Raw genomic sequence first — 21307 nt, 5'->3', positions numbered from 1 at the left:
GCACGCTACGTGGTCTGGGCGTGGACCGACACGAGGAAGTCAGTTCGGCCGAAGGGGAAGTCACGTGGCCAGAGGGCGCGTCGCAGGCAGCCAGTGCGTGGCTCTGGCATCTGCAGGCGGTGGACCGTTCGCCGTTTCGGGCTGAGAATCCCCTGTTCGGGCCAAGATGAGGCACAGCGGCGGTCGTCAGCGTAACGGGCGGTAGCGCGGCCACGGGCTAAATTGCAAAACCGCCGCGACGAGGTCTCCTGCATTAGAAAATCCATCGCCCCCCCAAGGCGAGGTAATACGGGAACCGGCATCATCAGGCGGACACAGCGGCGCCGCGCCAAGTCAATCACCTGTGCCGGCGGCGTCCACACCCCCGGAGAAACCAGCCGAATGCGTAGTGCCGTGAGTACGTCATTCGGGCAACCGGAACGGGTTCAACCGCGATCCGGATTCAATGCGCTTGTGGAAACACGTTCACCGCAGGCTACCATTAAGATAATCCTTCTTATCATAAGGTATGCGTTTATCGATTAAACTCAAATATATGAAAACGCGTCACATCCCGCTGCCCGCTCCGCCCCGTCCTGACGATAACGATTCGTCCGGTTTCCCCGATGCTGCCGAACTGGCCGTCCTACGCGCGTGGTACGCCGGCGTGGCCGTGCGTCCCGCGGTCGAGCGCTATCTGCCTTCGGCGCTGGGTGACGGCAAATCGGCACGCGGCGTGCTCGGCCGGATCCGGCGCCGGCTGGTCGCGCTCGCGCGTGCTGCACACCGTGACGATCTGGCCACCATGCTCGATCATCCTGCGCAAGAGCGGACGCAGCAAGCGAAAGCGGTCGCCCAGGCCATCGACATTCTGCGTACCGCCCGGCCGCGCGAGCCGCAGATCGCCGACGACATCGCGCAGTGGTTCGCGCAGCGCGCCGTGCGCGTGCTCCAGGCCTACGGGATCACGACGCTGGCCGATCTCACCGTGCGCATCCCGCGCCGCCGCCAGTGGTGGAAAGTGGTGCCGGGCCTGGGTGCGGCGAGCGCGCAGGCGATCGAAGCGTTCTTTGCTGCGTGGCCCGCGCTCACCGAAAAGGCGCGCGCACTGATCGTCGCCAGCCGGCAGGGTCCCGTCGTGCCGTGGGAATCGATCAGCCTGCCGCACGAGGTTGACGGCTCCGAAGGCACCTTCCGTGCGCCCGCCGCGACCTGCACGCTCGATGCGACCAACGACTACCAGGCCGTCCAGACCTGGCTCGCGCTGCACGAATCACCGGCGACGCAGCGTACCTACCGCAAGGAAGCTGAGCGGCTGATCCTCTGGGCCATCGTGGAGCGCGGCCGCGCGCTGTCCTCACTGACGACCGAGGATGCCATCGCGTATCGCGCCTTCCTGCGTCATCCGACACCGCACGGACGCTGGGTCGGGCCGGTGCGCCCACGTAGCTCGCCCGACTGGCGGCCGTTCAATGGCAGCCTCTCCGCGCGTTCCGTCGCACACGCACTGTCGATCCTGGGCGCCCTGTTCCGCTGGCTGATCGAGCAGCGTTATGTGCTGGCCAATCCGTTTGCGGGCGTCAAGGTGCGGGACGCGACCGGATCGAACGTACTTGATGTTTCGCACGCCTTCAGCGAAGGCGAATGGGCGCTCGTGCGGACGATCGCTGACGGCCTGGAATGGTCGTACGGCTGGTCAGCGGCCGCTGCACAGCGGCTGCGGTTCCTGCTGGACTTCGGGTACGCGACTGGCTTGCGTGCCAGTGAGCTCGTCGGCGCCGCGCTCGGCCACGTCGAGACCGATCCGCGCGGCGATTACTGGCTGCGCGTCACCGGCAAGGGGAAAAAACTGGCGCGCGTCGCGCTGCCGCCGCTTGCTTGGGACGCGCTCGCGCGCTATCTGGCCGAACGCGGACTGCCGGTCACGCAGCTGCACTGGCGCCCGGAAACGCCGGTCATCGGCAATCTCGAAGCGGATAGCGCGGGGGCAGCGGGTACGAGCATCAGCAGCGTGCGCCTGTGGATGGTGATGCGCCGCTTCTTCCTGCTGGCCGCCAAGGCAATCGAGGCGGATCACGCGCCGCTCGCGGAGAAGCTGCGTCGGGCGAGCCCGCACTGGATGCGCCACACGCACGCTACGCACGCGCTCGGCCGCGGCGCAGAACTGACGACAGTGCGGGACAACCTGCGACACGCCTCGGTGTCGACGACATCGATCTATCTGCACAGCGACGAGGTCAAGCGCGCGCGGCAGATCGGGGATGCGTTTTCGGGCCGCAAGTAACTGCTGCGACTCCCGAATCGACTCACCTCGCCCGAGAGCACGTAGGAGGCAGCTCGCTCGCGCTGGGAATCCGACACCCTGCAGACGGATGCAGCCGTCGGGCTGCTCGCAAAGGATTACCGCAGCTGACCGTTAGATGCGTTTATGACAGACGTGCTTTGCTGCGCCGGCACAGACCGATTGCGGGCCATGAACGGTCAGCCGCGTCGGCACAAAGAGGGGCCGATCTGAGGCAGATTGCGGCCAGTCGCCTCGAGGAAGCTCACTTTCGCGCATCCTCTGCCATAACTCGCTGACGCTCCTAACACACCCGACGAGGCAGTCCCAAATAGCCTTGATTCCCGTTGACACGGCGCCAAAACACGCCTGTACCAGCGCCAAGAAACATTTTGACGTCACGCTTAAGGTCGGCGCGCGCAAACACTCGCTGCATATCAGCCGACCGAGCAATCGGCCCTCAAAAGGCGTTCAGTTGACCTTTGTCAATCGCGCGCGGCAGCTACGTTTCAATGTAGACATGCCACTTGCCTACCGATCGAGACAGCGATGACCGCCCTTACGAATGACTCCACGTCGCTACCAGTGATTTCGAACATCCTGGTTGCGGTCGACGCCTCGCCAGCATCAACTGTCGCTCTGCAATATCTCCGATCGCTGTTGCGATCAAATATGACCGTACTTATCGTGAGCGTGGCGGAAGACCCACGCTCGTTCGCGCCCCTCGGATCATGGTCCGGCCGGACTTTGGACGCAGCGAGGAGCGAACTGCGTCGGGATGCTGACGAAGCTGTCAAGGCAGCGCGCGCATCACTGGATCAGTGCGGCGCACGCGTCGAAGGAGAGGTCATCGATCTCTGCAAAAAAGACGGGAACATCGTCGAGGCACTCGATGAAGTCGCCGAACGTTACGCAGTGGATCTGGTCGTTCTTGGCAGCCACCAGCATCGACGCCTGATACGCTGGGTAGTTGGAGAAGTTTGCGCACCATTCACGCAGTTGCTTCGCTGGCCGGTGTTAATCATCCCAGCAGCGTACGAACTCAATGCCGATGAGCAACCCTCACGCATTATGTTCGCCACCGATGGCAGCAACGAGTCGCTCGCGGCTCTCCCCATTGCGGCTCGACTGGCGACATCGCAGGCCCACTGGCGGGTCATCTACGTCGTTGATCGTCTCCTGGCCTTCGGCACAGGAAGCCTTGAAACCCGTCTTGAAGATGCGCTCAGAGAGGTCGGAAATACGGCCATCGCAAACGCGCACGCCAAACTTGACGCGTATCGCCAGAAAGGATGGCAAATCGAAACTGCCGTGCTCAGGACTGCAAGCTCATTCGATGATGTACCGCAAGCACTCAATCGTGAAGCAATGCGATGGAACGCACAACTGCTCGTAGTCGGAACACACCGGCGCCGCGGTTTGACGCGCTGGATACTCGGCAGTGTCGCGGAACGCATGACAAGGCTAACTTCCACTCCAATGTTGCTCGTACCGCCAGCGAAGTAGTCGCGTGCGATTCACGGAAGCGACGACATGAACTCGCCCAGCGCCGAATACATGCCTTTTGCGGTTGCGCTCGGCATCGGTCTTCTCGTAGGCGCTGAACGGGAGCGTCGAAAAGGAACCGGGGCAACACGCGCGGCGGCAGGCATCCGCACGTTCGTTGTCATTGCCGTCGTGGGTGCGATCAGCATGCGCCTGGGCGGCACGCTGCTCACGGTCGCGTCAACCCTGGCGTTGAGCGCACTCAGCACGGCCGCGTACCTACGACCAAGCGACGATCCGGGACTGACCACTGAATCAGCGATGATTGCCACATTGCTGCTGGGTGGCCTCGCCGTTGCCGACGCCACACTGGCGGCGGCGTTGGGCGTGATTCTAACGATCGTGCTCGCCGCCCGCTCACAACTGCACGATTTTGTGACGTCCAGACTGGGACGTGAAGAAGTCTTCGATCTGCTAACGCTCGCGGCGTCTGCCCTCGTTATCCTTCCGATGCTGCCCGATCACGCCGTCGACGTCTTCGGCGCCATCAACCCGCAGACCGTATGGCGATTCGCCGTGCTGGTAATGTTGATCAGCACCATGGGCCACATTTCCCAGGTTGCCCTGGGGCCGCGCATTGGTTTAGCGTTCGCCGGGCTTCTGGGTGGTTTTGTTTCCAGCGTGGCGACAATAGCCGCGATGGGACGCCGCGCCAAAGCGTCTCCCGCCACCCCACTGCCAATGGCGGCTGCAGCCGCTTTGTCCTCCGTAGCGACACTCACCCAGCTATGTGCAGTCGTCGGCGTCGTATTCAAACCCCTGCTGCTCCCACTCGGCCCGTCGCTCGCGGCTGGCACCATTGCGTCGCTCGTCTTCGGTCTTGTCGTGACGTGGTTCGCGTCCCGGAGTCCAGCCCATGAGGCAATGGTGGTTGGACGTGCCGTCGATATCAAGGCCGCCCTGATCCTCGCCGCGACGCTCATGATACTCACGCTGACCAGCGTGCTGCTAACGCGTTGGCTTGGTAACGCGGGGATCGCCATCACCGCAGCTATCGGCGGCCTGGCAGACGCCCATTCCACCGCAGCTTCCGTTGCGTCTCTGGCCGCTCAAGCGCTGATTGCGCCAAAAGAGGCGGTACTTCCCGTTCTCGTCACGGTGACGTCGAATGCCTTGACCAAATGTGCCGTGGCGATTTTTCTAGGCACGCGCGCATTCGCGGTAATCGTGATATCCGGGCAATTATTTATCGTCGCGGCGGTCTGGGCGGTCTGGGCCATCGAGCACTAAGCCCAACACACGCATTCGATTGATCAACGCAGCAAGCTCAATCCATCGTCAGTACCGCCGCGCCAGTCAGCCTGCCTTCTCGCAGATCAGCGAGCGCCTGATTGGCACTGGAGAGCGGATATTCCGTTACCTGTATCGAGAGCTTGTGTTTCCCGGCGATGCTCATGAATCGCATGCCATCTTCGCGCGTGAGGTTGGCAACGGAAACAATGCGCCGTTCGCCCCATAGCCACGCATAAGGGAACGACGGGATGTCGCTCATATGAATGCCACCGCAGACCACCGTCCCGCCTTTTGCGAGCGCGCGCAATGCTGCCGGCACAAGTGCGCCGACTGGGGCAAACAGCAGCGCGGCATCGAGTTCGACGGGCGCCCGTTCATCGCTACCGCCGGCCCAGGCGACGCCGAGCCGTCGTGCGAATTCCTGCGCCGCGACGTCGCCGGGACGCGTGAAGGCGTAGACGCTCCGGCCCTGATGCTGCGCTACCTGCGCCACGATGTGGGCCGCGGCACCGAAGCCATAAATGCCGATACGCTCAGCGTCACCCGCCATCACGAGCGAACGAAAGCCGATCAGCCCGGCGCACAACAATGGCGCAGCTTCGATATGACTGTATTGTCCCGGCAAGTGAAGGCAATAGCGTGCATCCGCGACAGTACGCGTCGCGTAGCCGCCGTCGATCGTGTAGCCAGTGAATCCAGGCGCGTCGCATAGGTTTTCTCGACCATGAACACAGAACCGGCAATGACCGCATGTATGGCCGAGCCACGGAACGCCGACGCGATCGCCAATAGCGAAACCCGTTACGCCACGTCCGAGTGCAGCAACCCGACCGACGATTTCGTGGCCGGGAATCAAAGGTCGCTTCGGGTTCTCAAGGTCAGCGTCGATGACGTGAAGATCGGTGCGACATACACCGCAAGCAGCCACGTCGATCAATAGTTGCCCCTCGCGCGGCGAGGGATCCGGCAACTGGGTTTCACGAAGGACAGGACTCTCGCCATCAAAAACCATCGCTCTCACGTTCCACTCCTGATCCCAGCGTCACGAGGGTCAGCACCGCACAATCAACACCGGACTTGGCGAAATACGAATGAACTCCAGAGCGAAGTCAGGGCATGCACACATGCCTACATGTCGAACGCGTGCCGATGTCTTAGATCGACCCACACCATGCCTTCACGCAGCCCTTCCAGCAGGGCCTCGTGCTCGGTTTTGAAAGTACGATGATGGACGAATGTATGCGTAGTCCGTTGCTGAGCTGCCTCATGCGCAACGACGATTTCGCACGAAAAACCGCCTTCGGGTGTGGGTGACGTACGGGCATCAACACTCCAGCCCGTAGCGTCGATATGTCCATTGAGTGTCACTGTACCGATCTCCTTGCTGCACATGCGAACACAAACTCGCGCATCACATCTCGATAATCACTTTCAGCGCGTGCGTATCGGCAGCGTGAGAGAACGTCTCGTAGGCTTTCGCCGCCTCTTCGAAAGCAAATCGGTTGGTAATCAGTCGCCCGGGATCGATGCGGCCGGCGCACACTGTCTTGAGCAGCATTGGCGTGCTGACCGTGTCGACGAGCCTCGTGGTGATCGTGACGTTACGATCCCAGAGCTTGTCGAGGAAAATTGATGCCGGTACGCCGTGCACTCCCACGTTAGCAACGACCCCGCCGGGAGCCACGAGTTGCTCGCAAAGCTCGAACGTCGCTGGCACGCCAACGGCCTCGATCGCGCAGTCCACGCCCACACCGTCCGTAAGTTTCATCACGGCATCCGCCACATCGCCCGCGCGCGGATCGAGGCATGCTGTGGCGCCAAATCGCTTCGCGCACGCGAGACGATTGGGATCCATGTCGATCATGATGATCTGCGATGGCGAATAGAATTGCGCCGTCAGCAACGCGGCCAGTCCAATCGGACCGGCGCCGACAATGGCAACGGTGCTGCCCGGCTCGACCTTCCCGTTGAGCACGCCGCATTCGAAACCCGTGGGCAAAATGTCCGACAGCATGACGAGCGCCGCCTCATCGACACCTGCCGGTACCCGATACAGGCTCGTCTGCGCGTGCGGCGTGCGCACATATTCCGCCTGCGTTCCGTCGATGCGATTGCCCAGGATCCAGCCGCCCGTTTTGCAGTGCGAATACATTCCACGGCGGCAGTATTCACACTGGCCACAACTCGAAATGCACGACACAAGCACGTGATCGCCCACCTTAAGCGTCGATACGCCGCTGCCGATTTCGTGCACTACGCCGACACCTTCATGACCGAGGATGCGACCCGGCTCGCAAGTCGGCACATCGCCTTTGAGGATATGCAGATCGGTTCCGCAGATCGTCGTCTTCGACATCTTGACGATTGCGTCCCCCGGGCCCTGCAAGGTGGGAACCGGGCGCTCCTGAAGCGCGAACTTCCCCAGACCGTTGTAGACCAGTGCTCTCATGTTCCCTCCACGGAATTCTCGAACCCAGCCGCCACGACTGCGGCCGCCTGCGCCCGCATAAAAAGCGCGACACCTGACTATGATGATCGGCGACAACCACCCCGACAGCAGCGGGCAGCATAGACCGATCGCTGGCCGTTACATCGGCGTGAAATACGTGGGATAGCCGAGATGGTCTTCCACGCCCTTGACGCCCACCACGCGCTCGGCGCTAACGCAGATTGCCCGGCGCTCTTCTTCCGACGTAACAGTCCCCCAGAGGTGAACGACACCATCCTTGACGACCACATCTTCCGCAGCCATCGCCCAGCGATGACCGCCGAGCACCTGCAGCACGTGCTGGCGCAGCGCCTCGTCCGAAGCGAGCGCCTCTGAAGGACCTTGCACAGCATGCGCAAGAGCCTGCACAAGATTGGAGCGGCTCACGATCCCGAGCACCTTGCCCTCGACGACGACAGGCACCCGCTTGATGTGATGCCGTTGCAAAAGATCCGCCACTTCCGCGAGTGGTGTTGTCGGCAGGACGCTCACGACGTTCTCAGTCATGACGTCAGTGATTTTCAGCGCGTGCTCCTTGAGATACTCCGTCGCGAGCCGGCGCGTCGAATGGAGAAACTCCGCGAGCCACGACCGTTGCGGCTTGCCCGTGCCCGTTTCAACACGGTGTAGCAGGTCACCCTCGCTCACCATGCCGGCGATTTTTCCATCTTCTCCAATCACCGGCAGACCGCTGATGTGATGTGTGGCCATCAGGTTGGCCGCGTCAAAAACGCTCGCCGAGATTGGTACGGAAACGACTTCCGTGGTCATGATGTCCGAAGCTTGCATGAGCATTCTCCCAGGGTCGAATGGGTTGGTTACGCTCCCAATGTAGCGGTCGATACCCCTTCGCAATTGACCTCAATCAACCGATTCGCGCAGGAGCGCGGCCAGCGTCGCACTAGCGGCAACTGCCATCGCCGCACTGATGAACAGGACACGCATGGGACTGACTGGCGAATTCCGCCGGCTCTCTTCCAGAAAAGCTCACTCCACAGTCAGGTCGTCGACCACCGCGCCGACGCCCGGCGCGGCCCAAGCCGCACCGCGCGCCACGGCGCGTTCCGCATACGAATGAACGATTCCCGATAGTGTCACCGTACCCTCGCGAACCGATACGCGAATGTGCCGTGCTTCGCGGTCTGCATGACGGTGCATGGCGTCCAGAATGTCTTTGCTGATTTTTTCCGGTTCGGCGAGATGCCTCACCTCGATCTGGTTTGAAACGCCGGTCACGCCGCGCATCTGTGCGATCGCCCGCGCGGCCGCCCGGCTCTGCCAGGCATAATCGACGGTACCTTTGAGCACGACATGGCCATGCTCGACCAGCACGCGCACCGCGCCCTCGCTCAAGCCCGTCGTCCAGCGCAGCATACTGTGCGCGAAGTTCGCGATTTCTCCATCACCGCGAATTTCCTCGTCCGGCAGGCGCACCACCAGTTCAATCGTGACTGCACGAACACCGCCCACGCGCTGCGCGGCCTGCTCAGCGGCGATTTTCTCGCCCAGACTCGCGGGATGGCCCTTGAGCGTCACGACACCATTCTCGACCTCTACGTCGATCGTGGATGCAATCACGCCCGGTTCCCAGTCCAGTTCCGCTTCAACGTCCTGCTTGATCTGCAGATCGGATTTCATCGTTGCCTCCGTCAGGTCCGACAGATATCGGTCTTATGTACCGAGCGTGGCATGGGTCGGCATTTTGCAACTGATCTGGGTCAATCTCTGCTATCACGCGACGGACGCGAGAGCCACGCGTCGCATTGATTCAGGTCAATCGCGCTCGCGGATCGGCGCATAGAGTGGATCGCTGAGTACGCCGCCGGTCTTTCTTTCGCTGGGAGTGTCGATCATGAAGTACCGCAGCATTCTTGTTCATCTCGATAACAGCGAACGAGCACGAGCCTGCGTCGATATCGCGCTGGAGGTGGCGCAGCAACATCGTGCGCATGTCAGCGCCCTATACGCACCGGCAGTGATCGAACACCGACTCGACTATGTGTTCACGTTCGGAACCGATTATTGGGACCAGCAAATGCGTGACGAAGACGATCGTCGACGCGCCCTGGAACACTATTTCCTGTCGCGGCTCGCAGACACAAAGCTCACAGGGGAATGGCGCACAGTGCAGCAGCACGCGCAGCGGGAGATGATGGCGCGCGCCCGGTACGCCGATCTGATTGTGCTGCGTCAGAGCGATCCGGAGGATCCGGACGCCTCGCTGGGCAACCGCTTTCAGACTCGCATCACCCTGGCGGCCGGCAGGCCGGTTCTATGGGTGCCATTCACCGGCAAGTTTCCGAGCGTTGGGAATCGAATTGTCGTGGCGTGGGATGGAGGCCAGTCGGCCACGCGCGCTCTACGACGCATTGCCCTTCATGCGACATGCGCAACAGACCTCACTCGTCACGTTCACACTCGAAAACAAGGAACGCGACCGCATCCCCGGCGCCGACATTGGACTCGTGCTGGCCCGTCACGGCATTGAAGTTGAAGTGGCGGCTTTGCGTCCGCCGCCGACGGTTACCGTTGAAGCCGCCTTGCTGTCGCGAGTGAAAGACAAAGGCTGCGACCTGCTTGTGATGGGCGCCTACGGTCACGCCCGCTGGAGTGAGATTCTGCTTGGCGGCGTCACGCACGCGGTGATGGGATTGATGCCTGTCCCTGTTCTGATGTCGCATTGAGCGCATCCGCCAGAGCAGCGCAAACGTCTTGAGGGAAATGGCGATGGATTACAAGAGTCTGCTAGTGCATCTCGCACGATACCGAACGATGCGCTGTGCGCGTCGCGCTCGCGCTCGATCTGGCCGATCGCTTCGACGCGCATCTCGTCGGTCTCTATCTGCCCTTTTTGCATATCGGCAGCCCCGATGAGGCACGCGCAGCAGAACAACGCCGCGCGACTGCCCATGCGAGTTTCCTCTGCGCTGCCGAGCGCGCGGGCCGGATTGTCGAATGGCGCGCGCCCGAACGGGCCGACCTGCCGGGCGCTGTACTCCACGCGCGTCACGCCGACCTGCTCGTGCTTGGTCAATATGACGCGCAGGACCGGTCCGTCAATGTCGCCGGGAATTTCGTCACAGACCTGTTGATGATGTCTGGCCGCCCTGCCGTCATCGTCCCGTATGTCGGCGCATTTTCCTCATTCGCGCAGAACATCCTGATTGCCTGGGACGGCAGCCGCGAAGCGGCGCGCGCCACCTCGGACGCGTTACCACTGCTGGTCCGCGCGCAATACGTAACGATCGCAGTCATTGCGCCGCCACGCAGCGCCGATCTCGCACACGCGACCAACGCCGCAATCGACGCCGCGGGATGGCTCGATCGCCACGGCGTCAGCGCCTCGTTCCATGAGAGCGTCTGCGAGCATGGTTTCGAAACCGGCGTGACCCTGCTTAGCCGCGCAAGCGATGTGAGCGCCGATCTGTTGGTGACAGGCGCGTGGGCGCATTCGCATCTGCGCGAACGGGTGCTGGGTGGCGTCACGCGCACTCTGCTGGAATCCATGACCCTGCCGGTCCTGATGTCGCATTGAAGCGCCGCCTTTCGCGTGAAGCGCAATGCCGATCGCCCATAGCCCATAGCCCGACCGCATTGTCGCCAAAGTCACCGGAGCGCTTCATACAAATGGCTGGGTCGAACTCGCGCGGGTACTGGTTGTGCTGACCGCATTGCACATCGCCGGCGCGCTCTATATCGCTTTGTGCTTGACGACGGCGTGTTACAGCGCATGATGCCGTGAAGCATCCCGCTCGCCTGCAAGCGCAACCGAACTCGCGCAGCGCGCCTAGATGAGCAACGCGCTCTCCGCCATTCCGGCAAGTGTGCAGAACAGCACGACCGCGAGCGGTGGCGCCTTCTACTTTACCAGTGCCACGAAGCCGCAAGCGGCGAGCGCAAAATCAAAAGGCGACCGCACTGCACTCGTCCAGACCGGCGAGTAGAAGGCAAACGCCAGCAGGCCCACCACGGCAGCGCTGCGACGACGAGCAGCAGGCCCGGCAGAAAAATGCCGGCGACTGCCAAGGCGGCGCCCAACCAATGACCCGGTCCAGCGTGGCTCACCCAGCCGAGAAACGCGGCAAACGTGAACAAGGGGCCGGGAAACGCCTGCGCAGCGCCGTATCCCGAGAGGAATGCTGCAGGCGACACCCATCCGGATGCGACCGTCTGCTGCTGAAGCAAAGCAAGCACGACGTGACCGCCGCCGAATACCAGCGCACCGGACTGATAAAAGGCATCGAAAAGGCGCAATCCCTCGCCGGCCGAAGCGCCAAGCATCGGCAAACCGGCGAGCAGACCCAGATAGAGAGCCAGCGCCGCGCCCGACGCCTTGCGCGACCCTAGCCATCCAGACGCGGCTGTTGTCTGCGACTCACGGGACGTCGCCGCCAAGCCACCGCACAAAGCCAGACCCAGTAGCGCGCCCGCCGCGATGACCATCACCTGGGCGTACGGCGTAGCCAGTACCGCGAGCATCACCATGGCGAGCAGCGCGATGCCCTCACGCCGTCTGTCCGGACAAAGACGCCGCGCCATATCCCAGACCGCCTGCGCGACGACAGCCACCGCGACGAGTTTCAGCCCATGCAGGGCCCCGTCGCCCGCCCGGCCGCCCAGATCCGGCGCTGCGGCGGCAAAGACAAGCATCAACAGCACTGAAGGCAGCGTAAAGCCGAGCCAGGCGGCAATACCGCCGCGCCAGCCTGCCTTGAGCAGCCCGATGGAAAATCCAACCTGACTGCTCGCTGGTCCGGGCAGAAACTGGCACATCCCGACGAGATCGCTGAAAGTGCGTTCATCGAGCCAGCGACGGCGCTCGACAAACTCGCGGCGAAAATAGCCGATGTGCGCAACCGGCCCGCCAAAACTCGTTACTCCGAGTTTCAGGAAAACGAGCAGGACCACCATGGCGGAGTGGCCGCGCGTCGAGGGCACAGCCGAGGTATCGATGGACATGAAGTGGCGTCAGTGTGCGAATTGGGAGCAGGACTACCGGTCAGACAGCCGGAGCATGCCGTTTTGCCGCCCACAGGGCAAGGCTGTCGTCATGGCCAACGCCGCAGGATGCTCAGCGAGCGACGCCCACCTCGCGCGCAAACTCAATCTGGGCCTCGCGCAGTTGCGCCGCGCAACTCCCGTAGGTCCAGCCCGGACCGCCGTCGACGCTGTACATTCCGCGGCACAGCCCCTTGAGCCGGATGACAGTCCTCCCGTCATCTGCCGTCAGTCGCGTTGCCCAGAAATAGGCTACGCCGAACTCGTGAGGCATGCGTGTTTCGATGGTGTCGTCGTCCAGGTGGTCGATAGGTGTTGCGGAATGCCGCTGCACAAACAGACGCGCACGGTCCCACGCCTGCGAACACGCTTGCGGATCGGCGCATTCGACCTGAGCCTGCTCGCGGGCGGCCGCCAGATCGACTTCGGAGCGTCGGAACGCCGAGCGGCTGGCGTCGGTCGCACACGCAACAAGCGCTAGCGCCAGCAGAAGGGCAAGCGCCGGCAATAAATCTGGAAATCGCAGCGGGCGATGTCGGCGAAGCATGGTCGGGTATCCATGAAAACCCGGCTGCTTCAGATTCAGCCGGTGTTCCCAATGTAAGAAAAGCGGCCCGCTTGCCATTGATCTGGCTCAAGTTATACAAACCGCCCGACCACACTCCTTCGATCTGACGCAGATCAAACGCGTTTTCTTAAAGCGCGCTCCAATCGACCTCGATGGCGCCGCACGGCGCAATGCGAGGAGAACATGATGAAGCTGACCTTCCTGGGCGCGGCGCAGACAGTCACAGGCTCGCGATACCTGCTGGAAGCCGACGGCAAGCGGGTGCTGATCGACTGTGGCTTGTTCCAGGGCCCGAAAAACCTACGCCTTCGCAACTGGGAACCACTGCCCTTTGCGGCCGACACGCTCGACGCCGTCATCCTCACACACGCGCACATCGACCATTGCGGCTATCTGCCGGTGCTGGTGCGAAACGGCTATCGAGGTCCGGTGTACTGCACACCCGGCACCGCAGACCTGTGCGAAGTGATGCTGCGCGACAGCGCCCGACTGCAGGAAGAAGACGCTGCGTTCGCTAACCGTCACGGCTTCTCGAAACATCATCCGGCGCTGCCGCTCTATACCACCCGCGACGTCGAGAACACCCTTCGTCTGATCGGGCCACGCGAATTCGACTCGCCCGTGGCGCTAAGCAACCGGCTGGGTTTCAGACTCTTGCCCGCCGGGCACATTCTGGGGTCCGCCAGCGTCGTGCTGTGTTGCGGCCACACCGTGATCGCGTTCTCCGGCGACCTTGGCCGCCCCGAGGATCCGCTCATGCGCGCGCCCTCGCCTCCCGCGCATGCGGACTATCTGGTGGTCGAATCAACCTATGGCGACCGCCTGCACGACGCAACCGATCCCGAAGACGAACTTGCCGCGATGTTTGCGCGGACCTTCGCACGCGGCGGGATCGTCGTGATGCCGTGCTTCGCAGTCGGCCGCGCGCAGGAGATTCTCTACTACATTGCACGCCTGAAAGACGGCGGGCGCATGCCGAACGTGCCGGTCTATCTGGACAGCCCGATGGCGATCAGCGTGACCGACCTCTACCGCCGTCACATGGGCGAGCACCGCCTGACGGTCTCGCAGATGCACGCAATCGACCATGCGGCGTTCATGACACGCACGGTCGACGATTCGAAGGCTATCGCCTCGCGCCGTGGGCCAATGGTCATCATCGCAGGCAGCGGCATGGCCACAGGCGGCCGCGTGCTGCATCACCTGAACCTGTACGCGCCCGACCCGCGCAATACGATCGCGCTCGTCGGCTATCAGGCGCCCGGCACCCGTGGCGCCGCGCTGGAAGCCCATGCGCCCGCGATCAAACTGCACGGCGACTATGTGCGGGTGCGCGCCGAAATTTCTTCGATTTCGTCGCTGTCCGCCCACGCCGACTATCGCGAGACCGTCCGCTGGCTCGCCGGCATGAACTGTCCGCCTGTGCGCTCCTTCGTTACGCATGGCGAGCCCGCGGCGGCCGATGCGCTGCGTCGCCGGATCGTCGAGACGCTGCACTGGGATTGCACCGTACCGGAATACCTCGAGACGGTTGAACTGCCGGAAGAGCCGGCTCGTGAACATCCTTGTCCGCCCTGCGAATCAACGCACATCCCGGACACGGCAAACTGATCCGCCAGCAGACCGTGGCGCCCACGATCCTGAGGACATAATATTGAGACGCGCGGCATACGCGCTCTCGCACCGGGCCGTCTCGTTGAAACTGTCTGTTTGCAAACGAATAACGCACGACTCGCCCGCCCACGAGCATTTCGTTACAGACGGCTGCCATGACATTTGTCACCGACGCGCCACCACTGAGGAAGAAAATCCGTCGGCCAGCTTTGGCGGCGGTCGCTGCGTTTGTCGCGGTATTCGCCCTCGCGGGCGCGGTGGCCGTATTCGTGGCGCACCAATGGCAGAGCGCGGCCGAGCAGCGTTTCGGCCGCCGCGCTGCGGCTCTGCGCGAATCCATTGGACTCTCGCTGGTCGCCAATGAAGCCGTGCTGCGGAGTGCGAGAGCGCATCTCGCCCAGACGCCCCTGCCCGACGCCGCGAGCTGGGCGCGCTACGTGTCGGCCCTCGATCTTGACGGCTCGCACACTGCGGTTGTCGCGCTCGGCTATGTGCCCGGCGAGCACGACGAGTCCGGCGTGGCGTTCTGGGCCGGCCCCGCAGCCCGTTCGGGCAACTTGCCCGTCCGCCCCGATGCTGTCCGCTCAATTCGACCGGATGACATTGTGCTGGCTGTGGCCGCGCCTAGCCCAACCTCCGTGACGCCACTCACGCTGTGGCTTCCCGTCGACGACCGATCTGCGGCGCACGGCAACGAATCACGTAATCCCTTCGGCTTTGCCGTAGCCGCGCTCGATGTCCAGCGGCTCTTCGAGCCGCTCCTGGCGGCCCAGCCAGGACTCGAAATCACGTTGAGCACCAATCATCCGCCATTCGAGCTTTACCGGAGCGCGCCGCTTGAAGGGGATGAAGTTCTCTCGTACCAGCGGTTTGAGCGAACTGATCGGTTGTTTGCAGGCGGCACCGCGCTGACAATTGAAACACGCGCGGACGGCAGTCCACTGCTCACGGGTGCTGCGACCAGCGCCGCCGCGATCCTGATGGTGGGGGCACTAGTAGCGGCGGCGTGCGCCTGGCTGGCATTCCGGCTCGTCGCTGTGCGCCTGACGCCGTCAGTCAGCATCAGCGACGCCCGCCTGAACGAAGCACGCATGATGGCGATAATCCGTTCCTCCATGGAGGCGATCATCACGGTCGACGAGTTCCAGAAAGTCGTCATCTTTAATCCGGCCGCCGAATATGTATTCGGGGTGTCGGCGATGGAGGCGATTGGCTCGCCGCTTTCTCGTTTTCTCCCCGAGCGCTTTCGCGCAGCGCATGCGCAGCACGTCGACCAGTTCGGCGTTACGGGGGTGACGGAACGCCAGATGGGCCATCAGCAGCGTGTACTCCTTGGTTTGCGCGCGAACGGCGAGGAGTTTCCCATCGAGGCTTCGATCTCGCAGATCAAGGAAGCGTCCGGCAAGCTCTACACCGTCATGCTGCGCGACATCACCGAGCGGCTTCGTGCCGAAAACACGCTCAAGCGCTCGCGTGAAGAGCTGCGCGAGCTTTCGGCGAATCTGCAAAGCGTGCGCGAAGCCGAAAAAACCCGCATCGCGCGCGAACTGCACGACGATCTGGGCCAGCAACTCACTGCGCTGAAAATCGATCTGTCGTCGCTCGGGCAGCGCCTCGGTCCTGACGTGGCACCCGATATCACAAGCAGCCTTGCAGGCATGAGCAAGCTGATCGATGCCACGGTTCGAGGAGTACGCCGCATTGCTGCCGATCTGCGCCCTGTGATGCTCGACGACCTGGGGCTGGAATCGGCTATCGACTGGCTCGCCAACGATTTCACGAGCCGATATGGCATCAGGGTGCGCAAACGCCTGGAGACAGGCAAAGTTGTGTTTTCCAGCGCCGCGGCCTCCACGCTGTTTCGTATCGTGCAGGAGGCGCTTACCAACGTGGCGCGCCACGCACAGGCAAACAAGGTGGATCTCAGTCTGGAAGCCGATGCGCAGCATTGCATCCTGCGCATCGCCGACAACGGCTGCGGTGCAACGGGCGAAAGAAGCGACGCTCTACATCGGACACAACAAGACAAAACCTTCGGATTGCTTGGCATACGTGAGCGCGCCCACATGTTCAACGGTGTCGTCGAGATCGATACTGCGCCAGGCGAAGGCTTTTCTCTCTCCATCACGTTCGATCTCGATGCCCTTCAAACCGACGAGACAACTTCATGATCAAGGTACTGCTCGCTGACGACCATACACTCGTGCGCGACGGCCTGCGCCGCATTCTCGAAAGCGCACACGACTTTGAAGTCGCCGGAGAAGGTTGGGACGCAGCAACCACACTTGCCCTTGTTCGCGATCAGGCAGCCCCGGTGCTGGTGCTCGACCTGTCCATGCCGGGGCGCAGCGGCGTGGACCTCATCAAGCAGATCAAGGATGAAAAACCTGCCTTGCGCATCCTTGTCCTGACCATGCACGCCGAGCAGCAGTACGCCGTGCGCGCGTTCAAGGCGGGCGCTTCGGGCTATCTCACGAAGGAAAGTGCAAGCGCGGAACTGGTCAATGCCGTTACCAAAGTCGCATCCGGTGGCGTCTACGTCAGCACATCAATGGCCGAGCGCTTCGCGCTAAGTCTGAATGAACCGGCCGACATGCTCCCCCATCAGCGCCTGTCCGATCGCGAATTCGACGTTTTTCGCCGGATCGCGTCCGGAGAGACCATTACCGAAATCGCCCATGCCTTGTGCGTGAGCAGCAAGACCGTGAGCACCTACAAGGTCCGTATTCTGGAAAAAATGCAGATGCCTCACGAAGCCGCGCTGGTTCGCTACGCCCTGCGCCACAAATTGATCGACGATCAGGACGAAGTCTAGTAGCACTCGTCCAAACGCCTGCCAGGTTCCGGCCATAGCACCGCGCGGCATACCGTCGCACGTATGTAGGAATCGCCCTACAGATCTTCCTCCTTGCGTACACCAGTTTCCACCGCCGCCGATTTATTTTCGAGATGGCGATGCCGATACTGGACACAGGCAGGTCAAGCCGCCGCGACCGAAACCGCGCGTAGAACTTGCCGATCACGCGTGTGCATCGCGCGTCAGAACTGGAGACGATCATGTATGCCGAGTCCGCCTTCGACGCTCCTTCACCTATGGCGTCAGCCACATCAGCGCCTCCCATCCCGGTGCATCCGGTATCTGGCAGTGGCAAGCCGGGGTGTCTGCCGACTCGCTGCTCGACCTGTTCGCTACGCGCAGTCTGCATGCCAGCCGATCTTTCCGGCATCGAACTCCGGCAACTCGATACCGTCGTACTCACGACGCGTCACGTGCGGCGCGGCGAGGCGCTCTTTCGCACACACGATGTTTTCCAGAGTCTGTACGCAGTGCGCACGGGATCTTTCAAAACCATCGTCATGCACCGTGACGGGCGCGAACAGGTCATCGGATTCCAGATTCCCGGCGAACCGCTGGGTCTCGACGGCGTCTGCTCCGGCACCCATAGTTGCGAAGCCATTGCGCTGGAAGACAGTACGGTGTGCATCATTCCGTTTGCCCAGTTCGAATCGCTTTGCCGCGAAAGCCGCCGCATGCAGCGCCATCTTTATTATTTGATGAGCAGCGAAATCGTGCGCGAGTCCAGCTTGATGATGATGCTCGGTACGATGACCGCAGAACAGCGGCTCGCCTCGTTTCTACTCGATCTCGCGGCGCGCTTTCGCGCCAGAGGCTATTCCGGCGCAAAGTTCAATCTGAAGATGAGCCGCGAGGAGATTGGCTGCTATCTCGGACTGAAACTTGAGACAGTCAGCCGGATGTTCTCGCGCTTTCATCGCGATGGCCTGGTCGAACCTAAGGGCAAGCAGATCCACATCGTCGATGCGCAGGCCCTCGCACGCGTGTAGACCTAGGAGCTTCCTGTCGGCATCTGCCACCCACGCGCCGTCATGGGAATGCCCGCTCGTGTTTCACGTCATGCCGACTTCGTCTCGAGCTCGTGCTCGGCTGCATCAAAAGCTTCACGCATAGCGACGAGGGGATCACTACCGTAATGATGGGCAACCGGACTAAAGCCGGTCGATACTGTGACGAGATCGAGACGCACATCGTAAGTCTGCGATGCATCGAGTCCATGCACCTCTTCAATCGCCAGGTGACAGGACTTCAACGTCTTGCCGAAACGCTCCAGCCGCATCAACTGCACGCCCGCCTCCGCCTCGATCGCGGCCGATCCGGCAAAGCCCAGATAGACCACCTGCATTCCCAGTCCCATCGCGTGGCCTCCCTCACCGGCGTGGTGCTGACCGCTCAGCATCCCGCCTGTTTTCGTGGATTCATTCGACCAATACGTGCCAACGCCTCACCAGGCGACCACCACGCGTCGATCGATCTGCACGCTCTTTTGCGCGGCAGGTGCCTGCTTGGGCAGTTCAGGGACAACACGCCGTCCTGCCGATCCCGAACGGATCATAGCGGCTCAGATTGTTCATGTTTCACCTCTCCTTTGAACACAATTCGCGGGCCGCGCGCTTCGACATGCACTGGTTTCACTGTAAAAAAAGATCGCGGTTTGCGATTGATCTGCCTCAATTCTCTCGCTCGGCGGTGCCCGTAGCGGGCGATGGATAACGAGTCATCGCTTGATCCAGGTCAACGGCAAATGGAGGTCCGTTTTTAAACTCAGTTCAACTCGCCGTCTGCCCTGTGCCTGGCCGTGACATCTTCCTTCTCCCCGGAGATCCGTAATGAGCTACAAAACCTTGATGGTTCATCTGGATTCAAGCAAGCGTGCCAACACGCGCGTTTCGCTCGCGCTCAAATTGGCGCGCTCTTTCGGTTCGCATCTGTATGGCGTCTTTGCGGCCTTCGAGCCACATCCGCGAGAGTTCTATGTCATGGCCGGGACCGCCGACTACTACGACGCGCATCGCAAACTTCGTGCGGAGCAGCGTGGCGCCATCGAGCGCCTGTTTCGGGCCGAACTGGCGCGCGCACAGATCGTGGGCACACTGGTCGACGCGGATACAGATACCGATCCCGTTGCCTTGCTCATGCGTCACAGCCGCAGCGCGGATCTGACGATCATTGGACAGGCGGATCCCGACGATCCAGAGACGTTTGTCGCCGATCACTTTGCCGAGACAGTCGTCCTGGGCGCCGGAGGCCCTGTACTCCTCGTACCTAACACCGGGCATTTTGAAACAGTGGGCACCCGCGTGCTTATCGGCTGGAATGGCAGCCGCGAGGCAGCGAGAGCAGTGCACGATGCGATTCCCTTCATCGTCAGCGCCGCACACGTCACCATCGCAGCCTCGTCGACAACATTCGCTCCTGCGCCGTCACAGACTTCGTGCAGCGAACTGGCAGCAATGCTCGCGCGCCATGGCGCGACTTCCGTCGACATTGCCCGCTTTGACCGGCGAGCCGCGGAGACCACAGGCGATGCCCTGCTCAACTATGCAATTGACGGCGGATTCGATCTGCTGGTCATGGGCGCCTATGGCCACGCCCGATTGCAGGAACTCGTGCTCGGCGGCGCAACGCGCTCCATCCTGCTGACAGCGACACTGCCGGTCTTGATGTCTCACTAGCGCCTTTCGCGAGGCGATGAAGGCTCGTTTTCGCTCTGATGGCCGATGAGTCTTGATGGAGCGTCTCATGTACTCCAGCATTCTCGTTGCAATCGACGGCAGCAAGACGGCTTCGCATGCGCTCGACACGTCGATCCGGCTCGCATTGGATTCACAGGCGCAGCTGATGCCACTCTATGTGATCGATCTGCCAGTCATGGTCTACGATGTACCGGGCTTCGATCCGTCGATTATGCGCGACGCCTACTTCGAGGAAAGGCGACTCCTATGCGTGGAAGCACAGGCAAAAATGATCACGGCCGGCGTGCAGGGCATAGCGCGGTCGGTAGAGGCGAGCTTGGTGGCTGAGGATATCGCGCATTGCATCGTCCGCGTTGCCGCAGAGTTCAATGCAGATCTCATCATCATGGGTACACATGGGCGGCGCGGCGTCAGACGACTTGTACTGGGAAGCGTTGCCGAACGGGTGCTACGTATCGCCCAATGCCCTATTTTGCTTATACCGTCACGCACATTTTTGCGCGAATCCGCGACGCAAGCGCACGCCGGGGGCGTCACTAAGATCGCAGGCTGAACGCTTTAGATCGGCAGCGGCAATGCCTCCTTCACTGAGGAAGCCGACGCAAACAGAAGCATAAACGGGTAATGCAGCAGAAGACGCAACGACCGGTTCAGTTCGAGATCACGGAGCAGCCGCGTCAGAGCCTTGAGGCATGGATTCGGGCGCGGGGGCTGAAGTCTGCCGACTATCTATTCCCAAGCCGATTGCATGCGTCGCCACATCTGTCGACGCGACAATATGCGCGTGTGGTTCATCAGTGGATCGTCGACGATACGGCATACGGTACCCACACCATGCGCCGCATCAAGGCTTCGTCGATCTACCGGCGAACGAAAAACCTCCGCGCTGTGCAACTGCTTCTCGGATACACCAAGCTGGAAAGTACAGTTCGCCACCTAGGGAAGGTCTTATGTGGACGCCTCCCGGATTGCAAACAGTTCTACAATGTTGGCTGGCAGGTAAAGGCAGCACGCTTATGTCCGGCCCGTTTTCGCAGGCCGATATCTG

18 protein-coding genes and 3 pseudogenes are annotated in these 21307 nt (G+C 61.9%); 14 read left to right on the top strand and 7 right to left on the bottom strand.

Features of this window, described 5'->3' with window-relative positions:
• Positions 1 to 14 precede the first annotated feature (14 nt).
• The 4 genes from F4827_RS36115 to F4827_RS34140 all read left to right on the top strand — a co-directional run bounded on the left by F4827_RS36115 (position 15) and on the right by F4827_RS34140 (position 5035).
• The gene (locus tag F4827_RS36115) at positions 15 to 170 is read left to right on the top strand and encodes a hypothetical protein (protein ID WP_409258903.1); all 156 of its coding nucleotides are present in this window, start codon (positions 15 to 17) and stop codon (positions 168 to 170) included.
• Positions 171 to 535: 365 nt separating this feature from the next.
• Positions 536 to 2263: a site-specific integrase gene (locus tag F4827_RS34150; protein ID WP_183733390.1), complete on the top strand. Its 1728-nt coding sequence runs from the start codon at positions 536 to 538 to the stop codon at positions 2261 to 2263.
• 546 nt (positions 2264 to 2809) lie between these two features.
• Complete coding sequence (locus F4827_RS34145) at positions 2810 to 3766, top strand: universal stress protein (RefSeq protein WP_183733393.1); 957 nt, start codon at positions 2810 to 2812, stop codon at positions 3764 to 3766.
• 27 nt (positions 3767 to 3793) lie between these two features.
• Positions 3794 to 5035 carry a DUF4010 domain-containing protein gene (locus F4827_RS34140; protein ID WP_183733397.1) on the top strand — a complete coding sequence of 414 codons (1242 nt, stop codon included), beginning with the start codon at positions 3794 to 3796 and terminating at the stop codon, positions 5033 to 5035.
• A 37-nt stretch (positions 5036 to 5072) separates the two neighbouring features.
• On the opposite strand, the gene F4827_RS34135 is transcribed toward F4827_RS34140, so the two are convergent.
• The 4 genes from F4827_RS34135 to F4827_RS34120 all read right to left on the bottom strand — a co-directional run bounded on the left by F4827_RS34135 (position 5073) and on the right by F4827_RS34120 (position 9164).
• Positions 5073 to 6059 (bottom strand): zinc-dependent alcohol dehydrogenase family protein, encoded by a 987-nt coding sequence (locus F4827_RS34135; RefSeq protein ID WP_183733401.1) that lies wholly within the window; start codon positions 6057 to 6059, stop codon positions 5073 to 5075.
• 390 nt (positions 6060 to 6449) lie between these two features.
• A complete protein-coding gene (locus F4827_RS34130) occupies positions 6450 to 7487 on the bottom strand; it encodes a zinc-dependent alcohol dehydrogenase family protein (RefSeq protein ID WP_183733432.1) in 1038 nt (345 codons plus the stop codon).
• A gap of 138 nt (positions 7488 to 7625) precedes the next feature.
• Positions 7626 to 8315, bottom strand: coding sequence for a CBS domain-containing protein (locus F4827_RS34125; protein ID WP_183733406.1), 690 nt, complete (start codon positions 8313 to 8315; stop codon positions 7626 to 7628).
• Between the two features lie 198 nt (positions 8316 to 8513).
• Positions 8514 to 9164, bottom strand: coding sequence for a BON domain-containing protein (locus tag F4827_RS34120; RefSeq protein ID WP_183733409.1), 651 nt, complete (start codon positions 9162 to 9164; stop codon positions 8514 to 8516).
• Between the two features lie 214 nt (positions 9165 to 9378).
• On the opposite strand from F4827_RS34120, the gene F4827_RS34115 reads away from it, so the two are divergent.
• From F4827_RS34115 to F4827_RS34105, 3 genes and pseudogenes are all read left to right on the top strand, one after another.
• On the top strand, positions 9379 to 10014 hold the full coding sequence (locus F4827_RS34115) for a universal stress protein (RefSeq protein ID WP_183733412.1): 636 nt from the start codon (positions 9379 to 9381) through the stop codon (positions 10012 to 10014).
• Complete coding sequence (locus F4827_RS34110) at positions 9992 to 10210, top strand: universal stress protein (RefSeq protein ID WP_183733415.1); 219 nt, start codon at positions 9992 to 9994, stop codon at positions 10208 to 10210. The genes F4827_RS34115 and F4827_RS34110 overlap by 23 nt, the downstream gene beginning before the upstream one ends.
• 43 nt (positions 10211 to 10253) lie before the next feature.
• Positions 10254 to 11061 (top strand): annotated as a pseudogene (locus F4827_RS34105) (universal stress protein).
• A gap of 252 nt (positions 11062 to 11313) precedes the next feature.
• On the opposite strand, the pseudogene chrA reads toward F4827_RS34105, so the two are convergent.
• Together chrA and F4827_RS34095 are read right to left on the bottom strand one after the other, a co-directional pair.
• Positions 11314 to 12485 (bottom strand): annotated as a pseudogene (chrA, locus tag F4827_RS34100) (chromate efflux transporter).
• A gap of 112 nt (positions 12486 to 12597) precedes the next feature.
• The gene (locus tag F4827_RS34095) at positions 12598 to 13071 is read right to left on the bottom strand and encodes a hypothetical protein (protein WP_183733418.1); all 474 of its coding nucleotides are present in this window, start codon (positions 13069 to 13071) and stop codon (positions 12598 to 12600) included.
• A gap of 207 nt (positions 13072 to 13278) precedes the next feature.
• Here F4827_RS34095 and F4827_RS34090 point away from each other — a divergent pair, with 207 nt between their 5' ends.
• The 4 genes from F4827_RS34090 (at position 13279) to F4827_RS34075 (ending at position 18552) form a co-directional block, all read left to right on the top strand.
• On the top strand, positions 13279 to 14703 hold the full coding sequence (locus F4827_RS34090; RefSeq protein WP_183733435.1) for an MBL fold metallo-hydrolase RNA specificity domain-containing protein: 1425 nt from the start codon (positions 13279 to 13281) through the stop codon (positions 14701 to 14703).
• A 158-nt stretch (positions 14704 to 14861) separates the two neighbouring features.
• The gene (locus F4827_RS34085) at positions 14862 to 16877 is read left to right on the top strand and encodes a PAS domain-containing sensor histidine kinase (RefSeq protein ID WP_183733421.1); all 2016 of its coding nucleotides are present in this window, start codon (positions 14862 to 14864) and stop codon (positions 16875 to 16877) included.
• Positions 16874 to 17521: a response regulator transcription factor gene (locus F4827_RS34080; RefSeq protein ID WP_183733424.1), complete on the top strand. Its 648-nt coding sequence runs from the start codon at positions 16874 to 16876 to the stop codon at positions 17519 to 17521. Before F4827_RS34085 ends, F4827_RS34080 begins: the two co-directional genes overlap by 4 nt.
• 278 nt (positions 17522 to 17799) lie before the next feature.
• Complete coding sequence (locus F4827_RS34075) at positions 17800 to 18552, top strand: helix-turn-helix domain-containing protein (protein ID WP_183733438.1); 753 nt, start codon at positions 17800 to 17802, stop codon at positions 18550 to 18552.
• Positions 18553 to 18620: 68 nt separating this feature from the next.
• Here the strand turns inward: F4827_RS34075 and F4827_RS34070 are convergent, their stop codons facing one another.
• Complete coding sequence (locus tag F4827_RS34070; protein WP_183733442.1) at positions 18621 to 18908, bottom strand: hypothetical protein; 288 nt, start codon at positions 18906 to 18908, stop codon at positions 18621 to 18623.
• A gap of 484 nt (positions 18909 to 19392) precedes the next feature.
• Between F4827_RS34070 and F4827_RS34065 the strand changes: the two genes are divergently transcribed.
• The 3 genes and pseudogenes from F4827_RS34065 to F4827_RS34055 all read left to right on the top strand — a co-directional run.
• Positions 19393 to 20238, top strand: a complete 846-nt coding sequence (locus F4827_RS34065; protein ID WP_183733426.1) for a universal stress protein — start codon at positions 19393 to 19395, stop codon at positions 20236 to 20238.
• A 67-nt stretch (positions 20239 to 20305) separates the two neighbouring features.
• Positions 20306 to 20812: a universal stress protein gene (locus tag F4827_RS34060; protein ID WP_183733429.1), complete on the top strand. Its 507-nt coding sequence runs from the start codon at positions 20306 to 20308 to the stop codon at positions 20810 to 20812.
• Positions 20813 to 20880: 68 nt separating this feature from the next.
• Positions 20881 to 21201 (top strand): annotated as a pseudogene (locus F4827_RS34055) (tyrosine-type recombinase/integrase); the annotation flags it as partial.
• Between the last annotated feature and the right edge of the window lie 106 nt (positions 21202 to 21307).

Origin of the sequence: Paraburkholderia bannensis, from assembly GCF_014200455.1 — a bacterium.
In the GTDB taxonomy this organism is placed as follows: domain Bacteria; phylum Pseudomonadota; class Gammaproteobacteria; order Burkholderiales; family Burkholderiaceae; genus Paraburkholderia; species Paraburkholderia bannensis_A.
The sequence above is the reverse complement of the archived record's forward strand: the minus strand, read 5'-3'. Positions and strand labels throughout refer to the sequence as shown.